At 69.8% G+C, this 14,940-nt stretch carries 10 protein-coding genes; 6 read left to right on the forward strand and 4 right to left on the reverse strand.

The window, feature by feature from the left end; genetic code table 11:
* Positions 1–30: 30 nt before the first annotated feature.
* Together AQJ46_RS25470 and AQJ46_RS25475 are read right to left on the reverse strand one after the other, a co-directional pair.
* Entirely contained in the window at positions 31–831 is an 801-nt protein-coding gene (locus AQJ46_RS25470) for an MIP/aquaporin family protein (protein ID WP_059207831.1), read from the reverse strand.
* Positions 832–1,205: 374 nt separating this feature from the next.
* Positions 1,206–1,979, reverse strand: a complete 774-nt coding sequence (locus AQJ46_RS25475; protein ID WP_059207832.1) for an IclR family transcriptional regulator — start codon at positions 1,977–1,979, stop codon at positions 1,206–1,208.
* Between the two features lie 284 nt (positions 1,980–2,263).
* On the opposite strand from AQJ46_RS25475, the gene metH reads away from it, so the two are divergent.
* The 4 genes from metH (at position 2,264) to AQJ46_RS25495 (ending at position 10,304) form a co-directional block, all read left to right on the forward strand.
* Positions 2,264–5,785: a methionine synthase gene (gene metH, locus AQJ46_RS25480; RefSeq protein WP_059207833.1), complete on the forward strand. Its 3,522-nt coding sequence runs from the start codon at positions 2,264–2,266 to the stop codon at positions 5,783–5,785.
* A gap of 118 nt (positions 5,786–5,903) precedes the next feature.
* On the forward strand, positions 5,904–6,602 hold the full coding sequence (locus tag AQJ46_RS25485) for an HAD family hydrolase (RefSeq protein WP_059207834.1): 699 nt from the start codon (positions 5,904–5,906) through the stop codon (positions 6,600–6,602).
* A 434-nt stretch (positions 6,603–7,036) separates the two neighbouring features.
* Positions 7,037–8,641 carry an ABC transporter substrate-binding protein gene (locus AQJ46_RS25490; protein ID WP_059207835.1) on the forward strand — a complete coding sequence of 535 codons (1,605 nt, stop codon included), beginning with the start codon at positions 7,037–7,039 and terminating at the stop codon, positions 8,639–8,641.
* 82 nt (positions 8,642–8,723) lie between these two features.
* Positions 8,724–10,304 (forward strand): ABC transporter substrate-binding protein, encoded by a 1,581-nt coding sequence (locus tag AQJ46_RS25495; protein ID WP_059207836.1) that lies wholly within the window; start codon positions 8,724–8,726, stop codon positions 10,302–10,304.
* A gap of 77 nt (positions 10,305–10,381) precedes the next feature.
* Here the strand turns inward: AQJ46_RS25495 and AQJ46_RS25500 are convergent, their stop codons facing one another.
* Entirely contained in the window at positions 10,382–11,053 is a 672-nt protein-coding gene (locus AQJ46_RS25500; protein WP_020141342.1) for a response regulator, read from the reverse strand.
* A gap of 14 nt (positions 11,054–11,067) precedes the next feature.
* On the reverse strand, positions 11,068–12,039 hold the full coding sequence (locus tag AQJ46_RS25505) for a RecB family exonuclease (RefSeq protein WP_059207837.1): 972 nt from the start codon (positions 12,037–12,039) through the stop codon (positions 11,068–11,070).
* Positions 12,040–12,214: 175 nt separating this feature from the next.
* On the opposite strand from AQJ46_RS25505, the gene AQJ46_RS25510 reads away from it, so the two are divergent.
* Together AQJ46_RS25510 and AQJ46_RS25515 are read left to right on the forward strand one after the other, a co-directional pair.
* The gene (locus AQJ46_RS25510) at positions 12,215–14,026 is read left to right on the forward strand and encodes a site-2 protease family protein (RefSeq protein WP_059207838.1); all 1,812 of its coding nucleotides are present in this window, start codon (positions 12,215–12,217) and stop codon (positions 14,024–14,026) included.
* A gap of 38 nt (positions 14,027–14,064) precedes the next feature.
* The coding region (locus AQJ46_RS25515) for a tRNA (adenine-N1)-methyltransferase (protein ID WP_059207839.1) at positions 14,065–14,940 on the forward strand (876 nt) is incomplete at its 3' end.

Genomic DNA, 14,940 nt, shown 5'->3' on the forward strand with positions numbered 1-14,940 from the left:
CGGCTTTGCTCTGAGGCTGTGTCAGAAGGTCTAAGCGAAAGCGATGTTGTAGATGCCTGCGGCGATCGCGCCGCCGATCAGCGGACCGGCGACCGGGACCCAGGCGTAGCTCCAGTCGGAGCCGCCCTTGTTGGGCAGGGGCAGGAGGGCGTGCACGACACGCGGACCGAGGTCACGGGCCGGGTTGATCGCGTACCCGGTCGGGCCGCCCAGGGAGAGACCGATGGAGACCACGACGAGCGCGGTGATCAGGGCGCCCAGGGTGCCCAGGCCCTTGCCGTCGCCGTTGAGACCCTGCGTGAGTACGGCGAGCACCAGCACGATCGTGCCGATGACCTCGGTGGCGACGTTCTGCCAGGCGACCCGGACCTCGGGGCCGGTGGAGAAGATGCCCAGCACCGGGCCGGCGCCCTTCTCCTGTGCCTCGACGGCCTTGGCGGTCGTGGCCTGCGCGCCCGGAGCGCCGACGATCTCCTTGTCGGTCAGGTGCGCGTGGAACTGGCCGTAGTAGGCGATCCAGACCAGCGCCGCACCGATCATGGCGCCGAGCAGCTGACCGCCCCAGTAGATCGGGACGTCACTCCACGGGATGCCGTCCTTCTTGAGCGCGAGCGCGAGCGTGACGGCCGGGTTGAGGTGGGCGCCGGAGAGGGGCGCCGAGGTGTACACGGCCGTCAGAACGGCGAAACCCCACCCGAAGGTGATGGCGAGCCAGCCGGCGTTGCGTGCCTTGGAGGCCTTCAGCGTGACGGCGGCGCACACGCCGCCACCGAGCAGGATGAGTATGGCGGTACCGATGGTCTCGCCGATGAAGATGTCGGAGCTGGACACCCGCGACTCCTTTGTCCTTCGTCCAGGGGACCGAACCCCGGGTCCCTCCGGAGGTTCGAGCTGCCCTCGGGGGTGAGAGCGATGCCGGCCCTGGCGTTGTCACACTCTAGCGCGTATTGCCGGTAGGTGTTCGACAATGCCGACCGATGGACGGGAGTCTTGCTCCGGCGTTACGCGCACGTCAAGGGTTCTGTTATCGAAAGTGCGATCGTTATTGATCGCTGTCGCTTGCCGATCTTGCGGGGCGATCGCGCAGGGCGCGACGCCGGACACGCTGTGTGCCGACCGGGCGGTATGCCCGTTGTGTCAGCGTACGGCGAGGACCGGGACGCCGCCCGACGCCCGGTCCTCGCCCGCTGACTCTCACGTACTTCTCAGAAGCGCCCGGCGCCCAGATCGCGCGAGACGGCGCGGGCGCAGTCCCGCACGGCCGCGATCAGCTCCGGACGCAGCGCGCCCTCCTCGTCGGGCCGGCACAGCCGCTCCACCGCGCCCGTGATGCCGACCGCGCCGACCGGCATGCGCCGCCGGTCGTGGATGGGCGCGGCGATGGACGCGACGCCCTCCCAGGTCTCCTCCACGTCCGCCGCGTACCCACGCGCGCGCGTGACGTCGAGGATCTGCTCGAACTCCGCCAGCTCGCACACGGTCCGGTCGGTGAACGCCTTGCGGTCGCTCTCCAGCGCCTCGCTGTGCGCGACCGGGTCGAAGGCCGAGAGCACCTTGCCCAGCGCCGTGCAGTGCAGGGGCTGCATGGCCCCGATCTCCAGCACCTGTCGGCTGTCGTCGGGCCGGAAGACGTGGTGCACGATGAGCACGCCGTGCTGGTGCAGCACGCCCAGGTGGACGCTCTCGCCGCTGGAGCGGGCCAGGTCGTCCGTCCAGACGAGCGCCCTCGCACGCAGTTCGTGCACGTCCAGATAGGTGGTGCCCAGGCGCAGCAGCTCGGCGCCCAGCTGGTACCGCCCGGAGGCCTCGTCCTGCTCCACGAACCCCTCCGCCTGGAGGGTGCGCAGGATGCCGTGCGCGGTGCCCTTGGCCAGGTCCAGGGACGAGGCGATGTCCGACAGGCCGAGTCTCCGCTCGCCGCCCGCGAGGAGCCGCAGCATCGCGGCCGCCCGTTCGAGCGACTGGATGTTCCGTGCCATCGCCGTCCTGCCTCCGTCCGCTTCGGCACCCGAGTGTTACGGCGCCGCTGCCGCTGTTCGGCAATGTCGAACACTACCGGTCCATGCCGACCTCCCGCTAATGGTCGGTCGGCAACTGTTGAGTCACTGGTATCCCGTTGGTGATCTGCCCGCCAACCTCGTCCGTCCCGTGGACGTGCCGAACATCCCGGCGGGGACCCGGCTACCCTGGCGTGGTGCGCCCGGCGTGGGACGTCTCGCGGGCGCCTGAAGCCGACAGCCGTCGCAACTGAGGGAGCCCTTTCATGGCCTCGTCGCCACTGACCCCTTCCGCCGACAGCCGGACCCGTGTGTCCGCGCTCCGTGAGGCACTCGCCACCAGGGTGGTGGTCGCCGACGGAGCGATGGGCACCATGCTGCAGGCGCAGGACCCCACGCTCGAGGACTTCGAGAATCTCGAAGGCTGCAACGAGATCCTCAACGTGACCCGCCCGGACATCGTCCGCTCCGTCCACGACGCGTACTTCGCGGTGGGCGTCGATTGCGTCGAGACCAACACCTTCGGGTCCAATCACACGGCCGCGTCGGAGTACGACATCGCCGACCGCGTGCACGAGCTGTCCGAGGCCGGCGCCCGGATCGCCCGTGAGGCGGCCGACGAGTACGCCGCCCGCGACGGCCGCCCGCGCTGGGTCCTGGGTTCGGTCGGGCCCGGCACCAAGCTGCCCACCCTCGGCCACATCGACTACGCCACGATCCGCGACGGCTACCAGGCCAACGTCGAGGGACTGCTCGCCGGCGGCGCCGACGCCCTGATCGTCGAGACCACGCAGGACCTGCTCCAGACGAAGGCCTCCGTACTGGGTGCCCATCGCGCGCTGGAGGCGACCGGCGCCGACGTGCCCCTGGTGGTCTCGATGGCGTTCGAGACCACCGGCACCATGCTGCTCGGCTCCGAGATCGGCGCCGCGCTGACCGCGCTGGAGCCGCTCGGCATCGACATGATCGGCCTGAACTGCTCGACCGGCCCGGCCGAGATGAGCGAGCACCTGCGGTACCTCGCCCGGCACTCCCGCATCCCGCTGCTGTGCATGCCGAACGCGGGTCTGCCGATCCTCACCAAGGACGGCGCGCACTTCCCGCTCGATCCCGAGGGCCTGGCCGACGCCCAGGAGAACTTCGTCCGCGACTACGGCCTCTCCCTGATCGGCGGCTGCTGCGGCACCACCCCCGAGCACCTGCGCCAGGTCGTCGAACGCGTCCGCGACCTCACGCCCGCCGAGCGCACCCCACAGCCGGAGCCCGGCGCCGCCTCCCTCTACCAGACGGTCCCGTTCCGCCAGGACACCTCCTACCTGGCCATCGGCGAGCGCACCAACGCCAACGGCTCGAAGAAGTTCCGCGAGGCCATGCTGGAGGCCCGCTGGGACGACTGCGTGGAGATGGCCCGCGAGCAGATCCGCGAGGGCGCCCACATGCTGGACCTCTGCGTGGACTACGTCGGCCGCGACGGTGTGGCGGACATGAAGGAGCTGGCCGGCCGCTTCGCCACCGCCTCCACCCTGCCGATCGTCCTGGACTCCACCGAGGTCCCCGTCATCCGGGCCGGTCTGGAGAAGCTCGGCGGCCGCGCGGTCATCAACTCCGTCAACTACGAGGACGGCGACGGCCCCGAATCCCGCTTCGCGAAGGTCACCAAGCTCGCCCAGGAGCACGGCGCCGCGCTGATCGCCCTCACCATCGACGAGGAGGGCCAGGCCCGCACCCCCGAGCACAAGGTCGCCATCGCCGAACGGCTCATCGACGACCTGACCGGCAACTGGGGCATCCACGAGTCGGACATCCTCATCGACACCCTGACCTTCACCATCTGCACCGGTCAGGAGGAGTCCCGCAAGGACGGCCTCGCCACCATCGAGGCGATCCGCGAACTCAAGCGCCGCCACCCGGACGTCCAGACCACGCTGGGCCTGTCCAACATCTCCTTCGGCCTCAACCCGGCCGCCCGCGTCCTGCTCAACTCGGTCTTCCTCGACGAGTGCGTCAAGGCGGGCCTGGACTCGGCGATCGTCCACGCGTCGAAGATCCTGCCCATCGCCCGCTTCAGCGAGGAAGAGGTCCAGACGGCCCTCGACCTCATCTACGACCGTCGGGCCGAGGGCTACGACCCCCTCCAGAAGCTGATGGCCCTGTTCGAGGGCGCCACCACCAAGTCCCTGAAGGCGGGCCGCGCCGAGGAACTGGCCGCCCTGCCCCTGGAGGAGCGCCTCAAGCGCCGCATCATCGACGGCGAGAAGAACGGCCTGGAGGCCGACCTCGACGAGGCCCTCCAGACCCGCCCCGCCCTCGACATCGTCAACGACACCCTCCTGGACGGCATGAAGGTCGTCGGCGAGCTGTTCGGCTCCGGCCAGATGCAGCTGCCGTTCGTCCTCCAGTCCGCCGAGGTGATGAAGACCGCGGTGGCCTACCTGGAACCGCACATGGAGAAGGTCGAGGGCGACGAGGCCGGCAAGGGCACCATCGTGCTCGCCACCGTCCGCGGCGACGTCCACGACATCGGCAAGAACCTCGTCGACATCATCCTGTCCAACAACGGCTACAACGTGATCAACCTCGGCATCAAGCAGCCGGTCTCCGCGATCCTGGACGCCGCCGCCGAGCACCGCGCCGACGTCATCGGCATGTCCGGCCTCCTGGTCAAGTCCACGGTGATCATGAAGGAGAACCTGGAGGAGCTCAACCAGCGCGGCATGGCGGCGGACTTCCCGGTCATCCTGGGCGGAGCCGCGCTGACCCGGGCGTACGTCGAACAGGACCTGCACGAGATCTACCAGGGCGAGGTCCGCTACGCCCGCGACGCGTTCGAGGGCCTGCGCCTCATGGACGCCCTCATCGGCGTCAAGCGGGGCGTGCCCGGCGCCAAGCTGCCCGAGCTCAAGCAGCGCCGGGTGCGCGCGAGCGCCGTGAGCGTGGAGGAGGAGCGGCCGGAAGAGGGGCATGTCCGCTCCGACGTGGCCACCGACAACCCGGTGCCCACCCCGCCGTTCTGGGACACCCGCGTCATCAAGGGCATCCAGCTCAAGGAGTACGCCTCCTGGCTCGACGAGGGTGCCCTGTTCAAGGGCCAGTGGGGGCTCAAGCAGGCCCGCACCGGCGAGGGACCGACGTACGAGGAGCTCGTCGAGACCGACGGGCGGCCCCGGCTGCGCGGTCTGCTGGACCAGCTGCAGACCGAGAACCTGCTGGAAGCCGCCGTCGTCTACGGCTACTTCCCGTGCGTGTCCAAGGACGACGACCTGATCATCCTGGACCAGGAGGGCAACGAGCGCACCCGCTTCACCTTCCCGCGCCAGCGCCGCGGCCGCCGGCTCTGCCTCGCCGACTTCTTCCGCCCGGAGGAGTCGGGGGAGACCGACGTGGTCGGCCTCCAGGTGGTCACCGTCGGCTCGCGGATCGGCGAGCAGACCGCCAAGCTCTTCGAGGCCAACGCCTACCGCGACTACCTCGAACTGCACGGCCTGTCCGTCCAGTTGGCCGAGGCGCTCGCCGAGTACTGGCACGCGCGCGTGCGCTCCGAGCTCGGCTTCGCGGGCGAGGACCCCAGCGACGTCGAGGACATGTTCGCCCTCAAGTACCGGGGCGCCCGCTTCTCCCTCGGCTACGGCGCCTGCCCCAACCTGGAGGACCGCGCCAAGATCGCCGACCTGCTCCAGCCGGAGCGCATCGGCGTCCACCTGAGCGAGGAGTTCCAGCTCCACCCCGAGCAGTCCACCGACGCGATCGTCATCCACCACCCGGAGGCGAAGTACTTCAACGCCCGCTGAGCCGCCGCGTCCCGGCTCGCCGAGCACACTGATCGGATAAGTCGTACACTGGTCGGTCCACAGCAGGCCGGTTCCCTTCGTGGGAACCGGCCTGCTCGTCCCTCAAGGAGGTACGTGGATGACCAGCACGGTCCCCGCGCCATTGACCCGTACGGCGGACGGCTCCGCCCTCCAGGCCGTACTCCTCGACATGGACGGCACCCTGGTGGACACCGAGGGCTTCTGGTGGGACGTCGAAGTCGAGATCTTCGCGCGCCTCGGCCACACCCTCGACGACTCCTGGCGCCATGTCGTGGTCGGCGGCCCCATGACCCGCAGCGCGGGCTTCCTGATCGAGGCCACCGGCGCCGACATCACGCTCGCCGAGCTCACCGTCCTGCTCAACCAGGGCTTCGAGGACCGTATCGAGCACGCCCTGCCCCTGATGCCCGGGGCCACCCGGCTGCTGACCGAGCTGTCCGCGCACCGGGTCCCCACCGCCCTGGTCTCTGCCTCGCACCGGCGCATCATCGACCGGGTCCTGGCCTCCCTGGGCCCCCAGCACTTCGCCCTCACGGTCGCCGGAGACGAGGTGCCGCGCACCAAGCCGCACCCGGACCCCTATCTGTTCGCCGCCGCCGGACTCGGCGCCGATCCGGCCAGATGCGCGGTGGTCGAGGACACCGCAACCGGTGTCGCCGCGGCCGAGGCCGCCGGCTGCCAGGTCGTGGTGGTGCCCTCGGTCGCCCCCATCCCGCGGGCCCCCGGACGCACCGTCGTCGGCTCCCTCGAAGAGGTCGACCTGACATTTCTGCGCGGCCTGATCACCCTTCGATGACGGAAATGCCTCGGGTGTTCACCCAGCGTGCAGCGCGGATAACGCGGTAATTCCCCAGGTCCCTGTCGCAGGAATTCGAAGCGTGCCGGATGACCGAATTCCGGTCCGGCACCCTCCCGTTGCGGGTGTGAGGTTCCCCACTCGGCGGGGTCTCGACAGGTGGCCGAGGCTGTGCAGGACGCCCCGTTTCGAGGGGTGCGGACGCGCCCATGTGTCCCGATTGATGAAACCCTGCACCAATCCTTCCCCTGACGGGTTTTCGGTGCGTCCACGCCCGGTTCCGCTGTGTGATGGAAGCCCAACTCCGGTGGCTGCGAACCCTCCTGCAGGTGCGGACTAATCTCCTGGTGAGAACATCGCCCTAACCCCGTGATCCGCCGCACCACCCATGCATGCCGGATACACGGACTGAACAGCTGTGGAGAAACCCGAGCATGAACCGCAAGACTTTGGTGCTGCCGGCCGTCATCGGTCTGCTCGCGCCGGTGCTCGCCGCCTGCGGCGGTTCCGACAGCGGCAGCAGCGGAGGCGACGCGATCGCTGTCGGCACCACGGACCGGTTCACCGCCACGAAGGAAGCTCCCGCGCCGCTCGACCCCGCCTACGCCTACGACGTCGGCACCTGGAACGTCCTGCGCCAGACCGTGCAGACCCTGATGATCCAGCCCAAGGGCGACGGCGACCCCGTGCCCGAGGCGGCCCAGTCCTGCGGCTTCAGCGACAGCGGCAACGAGCGCTACGTCTGCACCCTGCGCGACGGCCTGAAGTTCGCGAGCGGTCAGGCCATCACCGCGGCGGACGTGAAGTACTCCATCGACCGCGCCCGCGCCCTCAAGGCGGACTCCGGCGTCTTCGCCCTGCTGTCCACCATCGACACCGTGGAGACGAAGGGCGACCGCGAGGTCATCTTCCACCTCAAGACCGCCGACGCCACCTTCCCGTACAAGCTGTCGACCCCGGTCGCCGGCATCGTCAACCCGGACGACTACGCGAAGAACAAGCTCCGCGACGGCTTCGACGTCGACGGCTCCGGCCCCTACACCATGAAGGCCGACGTCAAGAACGACGAGCTCGTCGACGCGGTGTTCACCAAGAACCCCAACTACAAGGGGTCGTTGACGGTGAACAACGACAAGGTCGAACTGCGCTCCTACTCGGACTCCGACGACATGGGCACCGCCCTCGAAAAGGGCGACATCGACCTCATCACCCGCACCATGTCGCCGCAGCAGATCAAGAAGTTCTCGAACGAGTCCGGTGGCGACGTCGACCTCGTCGAAATGGCCGGCCTGGAGATCCGCTACCTCGCCTTCAACACAGACGCCCCGACCGTGAAGTCCCGTGCCGTGCGCCAGGCGATGGCTCAGCTCATCAACCGCAGCGAACTCGTCTCCAGGGTCTACGGCACCCAGGCCCAGCCGCTCTTCTCGCTGGTCCCGGCCACCATCACCGGCCACTCCAACGCGTTTTTCAACAAGTACGGCGACCCGAGCGTCACCAAGGCCAAGTCCCTGCTGACCCAGGCCGACATCACCACCCCGGTCAAGCTGACCCTCCATTACACGACCGACCACTACGGCTCGGGCACCAAGGAGGAGTTCGAGGACCTGCAGAAGCAGCTCAACGACAGCGGGCTCTTCGACGTCAGCATCCAGGGCGCGCCCTGGACCACCTTCCGCCCGGCCGAGCAGAAGGGCAAGTACGACGTCTACGGCATGGGCTGGTTCCCGGACTTCCCCGACGCCGACAACTACCTCGCCCCGTTCCTCGACAAGGACAACTTCCTCGGATCGCCGTACGACAACGCCGAGATCCGCAACACCCTGATCCCGGACTCCCGCCGCGAGGCCGACCGCATCGCCGCGTCCACAAGCCTGACCGAGATCCAGGACATCGTCGCCGACGACGTCCCCGTGCTGCCGCTGTGGCAGGGCAACCAGTACGTCGCCGCACGCGACGACGTCACGGGCACCGCCTACGCGCTCAACTCCTCGTCGACGCTGCAGCTGTGGGAACTCGGCCGAGGCGTGAGCGGCTGACCGGCCGCGACGCCTCCAGCGCCCCGGGCCCCGGCGGACGGGCCCGGGGATTCCACAAGAATCGACGACAAGGCACTCGCACGTGAACAAGCGCATCCAGTGGGGGGTCCTGCCCATCGTGGCGGGCCTGGGCGCCGGTCTGCTGACCGGCTGCGGCACGGAGTCGGGGGACTCCGGTTCCGGCGGCTCCTCCGTGGTCATGGGAATGTCCGACGACGTCCTCGCCACGGACCCGGCCTCCGGCTACGACCCCGGCTCCTGGCTGTTGTTCAACAACGTCTTCCAGTCGCTGCTCAGCTTCCCCAAGGGCGGCACGGAACCGGAGCCGGACGCCGCCCGGAGCTGCGAGTTCACCGACACCAAGGCCCAGGTCTACGAGTGCACGCTCAAGGACGGCCTCAGGTTCAGCAACGGCGACTCGCTGACCTCCGAGGACGTCAAGTTCTCCTTCGACCGCACGTTGAAGATCAACGACGACGCCGGTCCCGCGATCATGTTCCCGATGCTCGACAAGGTCGAGACACCGGACGAGAAGACGGTCGTCTTCAAGCTCAACACCCCTGACGCCACCTTCCCGAGCAAGATCGCCTCCGGCGCCGGCTCGATCGTCGACCACACGCAGTACGACGCCGACGGCCTCCGCAAGGACGGCAAGGCGGTCGGCTCCGGCCCCTACCAGCTTGACTCGTTCGACGACGACCAGGCCGTGTTCTCCGTCAACGAGAACTACAAGGGCACCGCCGACCCCCAGAACTCCGGCGTCACGCTGAAGTTCTTCCACGGCGACCAGAGCGCCCTGAAGACCGCCCTGACCGACAAGAAGGTCGACATCGCCTACCGCGGCCTGACCGCGGGGGACATCACCGACATCGAGAACGCCTCCCCCGACTCCGGTGTCGAGGTCGTCGAGGGGACCAGCGCCGAGGTCCAGCACCTCGTCTTCAACATGGACGACCCGGTCGCGGGCCGGCTCGGCGTCCGCAAGGCGATGGCCTACCTGATCGACCGCGAAGCCCTCATCCACGACGTCTACCAGGGCACCGCGACCCCGCTCTACTCGATCATCCCGGCCGGTATCGGGGGCCACAACACGGCCTTCTTCGACACCTACGGTGCCCAGCCCTCCAAGTCCAAGGCAGCCGCCGCCCTCGCCGCCGACAACATCACCGGCAAGGTGAAGCTGACCCTGTGGTCGACGCCGTCGCGCTACGGCCCGGCCACCGGCCAGGAACTCAAGACGATCGCCCAGCAGCTCAACGCCAGCGGCCTGTTCGACGCGGACGTGAAGTCCGTGGCCTTCGACCAGTACGAGAAGGACATCGCCGCCGGAAAGTACGGCGTCTACGTCAAGGGCTGGGTGCCCGACTACCCGGACGCCGACAACTTCACGGCCCCCTTCTTCGGCAAGGGCAACGTGCTGGACAACAACTACAGCAACAACGAGATCACCGGCTCGCTCATCCCGGAGACCGCCGCCCAGCCGGACCGCTCCGCGACCGACGACCCCTTCGGCGCGCTCCAGGACATCGTCGCCGAGGACGTCCCCGTCCTTCCGGTCTGGCAGGCCAAGCAGTACGCCGTCGTCCGTGACGACGTCTACGGCCTGGAGTACTGCCTCGACGCCTCCACCGTGTTCCGCTTCTGGGAGCTCAGCAAGGGCTGATCCCGCGACGGCCGCAGACACGAAGAGGGCGTCCCCGGTCAGGCGGGGGACGCCCTCTTCGCTTCGTACCGCTCCCGCTACTGCGCGCCGGGACGCACCAGCCCGCTCTCGTACGCGTACACCGCGGCCTGCACCCGGTCCCTGAGCCCCAACTTGGTCAGGACGTGACCGACATGCGTCTTCACGGTGGTCTCACTGACGAACAGATCCGCCGCGATCTCCGCGTTGGACAGCCCGCGCGCCACCAGCTTCAGCACCTCGACCTCGCGGTCGGTGAGCGTGTGCAGCGTGTCCGGCACCGGCTCGTCGCCGGACGGCAGATGCGTGGCGTACTTGTCGAGCAGCCGACGCGTGATGCTCGGCGCGAGCATCGCCTCACCCGCGGCCACCACCCGGATCGCCTGCACGAGTTCGTTGGCCGGGGCATCCTTGAGCAGGAAGCCGCTGGCCCCCGCCCGCAGCGCCTCCACCACGTACTCGTCGAGGTCGAAGGTGGTCAGCACGAGCACCTTGGCCGGGCCGTCGCGCCCCGGCCCGGTGATCTGCCGGGTCGCCTCGACACCGTCCATCCGAGGCATACGGATGTCCATGAGGACCACGTCGGGCTGGAGCGCCCGTACCTGGTCGAGAGCCTGAAGGCCGTCTCCGGCCTCGCCCACGACCGCGATGTCCTGCTCGGCCTCCAGGATCATCCGGAAGCCGGTACGCAGCAGCGGCTGGTCGTCGACCAGTAGGACGCGGATGGCCACGTAAGTCTCCTTCGCTAGTCCGGCCCCATTCTGCCCTGCTCACCGATCGCGGACGTCACCGGCAGTGGGTACGGCGGGGGAGTGCCTCCGAACTCCGGGCAGTGCTCCTGGTGGTCGCACCAGCCGCACAGCTTGGTCGGGCGCGGCCGCCAGTCGCCCGTCTCCGTGGCTTGCCGGATCGCCTCCCACAGCGCCAGCAGCTTGCGCTCGACGCGCTCCAGGTCGGCGAGGACCGGGTCGTACGTCAGGACGTCACCGCTGCCGAGGTAGACGAGCTGGAGCCGGCGCGGGATCACGTTCTTCAGCCGCCACACCACCAGGGCGTAGAACTTCATCTGGAACAGCGCGCCCTCGGCATACTCGGGACGGGGCGCCTTTCCGGTCTTGTAGTCGACGATCCGCACCTCGCCGGTCGGCGCCACGTCGACCCGGTCGATGATCCCGCGAAGCCTCAGCCCCGAGTCCAGCTCCGCCTCGACGAACAGCTCCCGCTCCGCGGGCTCCAGGCGCGTCGGATCCTCCAGCGTGAACCACCGTTCGACCAGCCGCTCGGCCTCACCGAGCCACAGCGCCAGCCGCTCGCCGTCCGGATCGTCGGCGAACAGCTCCACCACCTCGGGCCGGCTCTCCCTGAGCCGGTCCCACTGGCCGGGAACGAGCGACTTGGCCCGGGGCGCGGTCCGCTCCGTGGCCGGGGCGTCGAAGAGGCGCTCCAGCACCGAGTGGACCAGGGTCCCCCGGGTGGCCGCCTCGCTCGGCTTCTCCGGAAGCCGGTCGATCACCCGGAACCGGTACAGCAGCGGACACTGCATGAAGTCATTGGCACGAGAAGGGGAGAGGGAGGCCGGCGCCATGGCGGCCGGCCGCGACACCTCTGCAGCCCCTTCCGCCGTACCCTCTGCCGTCGGCTCGACCGTGCCCGGCTCCACCGCCGCCCCTGGGTCGCCGCTCGCGGCTTCCGCCGTGTCCTCGGTGCTCGTCTCCATGACCACAGACCATACGGCCCGCCACTGACAGTGACCCACTCGCGGCCGTGACCGCCGTAACGCCTGAGGAAACACAGGGGGTGCCGGGGCGGAAGGTGTCGCGACCGCCGCATACCATCAACCCGAGACCCTTCCGCACGGCAGGCGCGGGAGACGCTTCGAACGAGGGGACATCGTGGACGAGAGCGGCGGGAGCGGGCAGCCGCGGTCCGACAAGGACCGGCCGGCCAAGCCCGACGCAGGGCCCACGGCCCAGACCACCGACCCCACGACCCCCGACCCGAACGAGAACGGAACCAGCGCTTCCGTAGAGGGCGCCGACACACTCCGACCCGACGGCAGCGTCGACGGCACTGACGGCGCCCCGGAGCCCACCGCGGACGACAACCCCGCCCAGGAACCGTCAACGGCCGCCTCCGAGGTCAGCGCCGGACCCGAGGACAGTCGGCGCCCGTCGGAACCTTCAACGGCCGACGGCACCAGCCCCGCGCCACGAGCGGCCGACGACCCTTCCGAGGCCGACGGCGGCCCCGTTGAAGCCGACGCAGCCCCCGCGGCGGGCGGTCTCCCGGAGGCCGGCGCCGCCCCGGAGGGGAGCCCGCGCCCGTCCGACGCCCCCGCTCCCGCCCCGGAGGCCGACGGGCCGGCAGGCGAGGGCGTGAGTGCGGAACATGAGGCCGGCCGCCCCCACGGCGGTCACCGGCAGACCTCACCCCCCGCCGACCTGCACAAATCCGAAGAGCCGGACGCCGACCACGCCTCTCCGGCCTTCCACGACGACCACCGCACCCTCGCCCACTCCGGCGCCCCCAAGAGTCCCCCGCCCCAGTCCCCCCAGCCCCGGGGCGGCCTGCTGATGGGCCGCCCCTTCGGTGTGCCCGTCTACGTCGCCCCCAGCTGGTTCCTCGTCGCCGCGCTCATCACCTGGGTGTTCGGCGGCCAGCTGGACCGCGTGCTGCCGGAGCTCGGTGCCCTCCGCTACCTCGTCTCCCTCTTCTTCGCTGTCGCCTTCTACGCTTCCGTCCTCGTCCACGAACTGGCGCACACCGTCGCGGCCCTGCGCTTCAAGCTCCCCGTCCGCCGCATCCAGCTCCAGTTCTTCGGCGGCGTCTCCGAGATCGAGAAAGAGGCCGAGACCCCCGGCCGGGAGTTCGTGCTGGCCTTCGTCGGCCCGCTGCTCTCCCTGATCCTCGCCGGCCTCTTCTACCTCGCCATGCAGCCCGTCGAACCCGGCACGGTCCCCGGCGTCCTGCTCGCCGGCCTGATGGTCTCCAACCTCATCGTGGCCGCCTTCAACCTCCTGCCCGGCCTCCCCCTCGACGGCGGCCGCATGCTCCGCGCCGTCGTCTGGAAGATCACCGGCAAGCCCATGAGCGGCACCATCGCCGCCGCCTGGGTCGGCCGCGCCCTCGCCGTCTGCGTCCTCATCGGCCTCCCCCTGCTCACCCAGTCCGGAGCGCTCGGTTCCTCCGCCGAGGACAACGTCGGCATGGACACCGTCATGGACGCCCTGCTCGCCGCGATCCTCGCCGCGATCATCTGGACCGGCGCCGGCAACAGCCTGCGCATGGCACGCCTGCGCGAACACCTCCCCGAACTGCGCGCCCGCACCCTCACCCGCCGCGCGGTCCCCGTCGAGACCGACACCCCCCTCTCCGAGGCCCTGCGCCGCGCCAACGCCGCCGGCGCCCGCGCCCTGGTCGTCGTCGACGCCGAGGGCACCCCGCTCTCCCTCGTCCGCGAGGCCGCCATCGTCGGCGTACCCGAACACCGCCGCCCCTGGGTCGCCGTCAGCGGCCTCGCCCAGGACCTCACCGACGGCATGCGCGTCTCGGCCGAGCTCGCGGGCGAGGACCTGCTGGACGCCCTGCGTGCGACCCCCGCCACCGAATACCTCGTGGTCGAGCAGACCGGCGAGATCTACGGCGTCCTGTCCGCGGCCGACGTGGAACGCGCCTTCGTGAAGGCCATGGCCAGACCGTCCTAGTGGTCGGCGGCCCCTCCCGGGACCGGTAGGCTGTTCACATGTCCGAACCGACCGGTGCCGCCCGCAGGCGCGGGCCCTTCAAGGTCGGGGACCAGGTTCAGCTGACCGACCCCAAGGGCCGCCACTACACGTTCACGCTCGAAGAGGGAAAGAACTTCCACACCCACAAGGGTTCCTTCCCGCACGACGAGCTGATCGGCGCACCCGAGGGCAGCGTTGTCCGCACCACCGGTAACGTCGCCTACCTCGCGCTGCGCCCCCTGCTCCCCGACTACGTCCTGTCCATGCCCCGCGGGGCAGCCGTCGTCTACCCGAAGGACGCGGGGCAGATCCTCGCCTTCGCCGACATCTTCCCCGGCGCCCGCGTCGTGGAAGCCGGCGTCGGCTCCGGCTCGCTCAGCAGCTTCCTGCTGCGCGCCATCGGCGACCAGGGCATGCTGCACAGCTACGAGCGCCGCGAGGACTTCGCCGAGATCGCCCAGCAGAACGTGGAGCGCTACTTCGGCGGCCCGCACCCCGCCTGGCAGCTCACCGTCGGCGACCTCCAGGACAACCTGTCCGACACCGACGTCGACCGCGTCATCCTCGACATGCTCGCCCCCTGGGAGTGCCTGGAGGCCGTCTCCAAGGCGCTCGTCCCCGGTGGCATCCTGTGCTGCTACGTCGCCACCACCACCCAGCTCGCCCGGACCGTCGAGTCCATCCGCGAGATCGGCTCCTTCAACGAGCCGACCTCCTGGGAGTCGATGATCCGCAACTGGCACGTGGAAGGCCTGGCAGTCCGCCCGGACCACCGCATGATCGGCCACACCGGCTTCCTCCTCACCGCCCGCCGCCTCGCCGACGGCGTCGAGCCCCCCATGCGCCGACGCCGCCCCGCCAAGGGCGCCTACGGCGAGGACTACACCGGCCCC

Source organism: Streptomyces canus, assembly GCF_001514145.1.
Classification (GTDB): Bacteria; Actinomycetota; Actinomycetes; order Streptomycetales; family Streptomycetaceae; genus Streptomyces; species Streptomyces canus.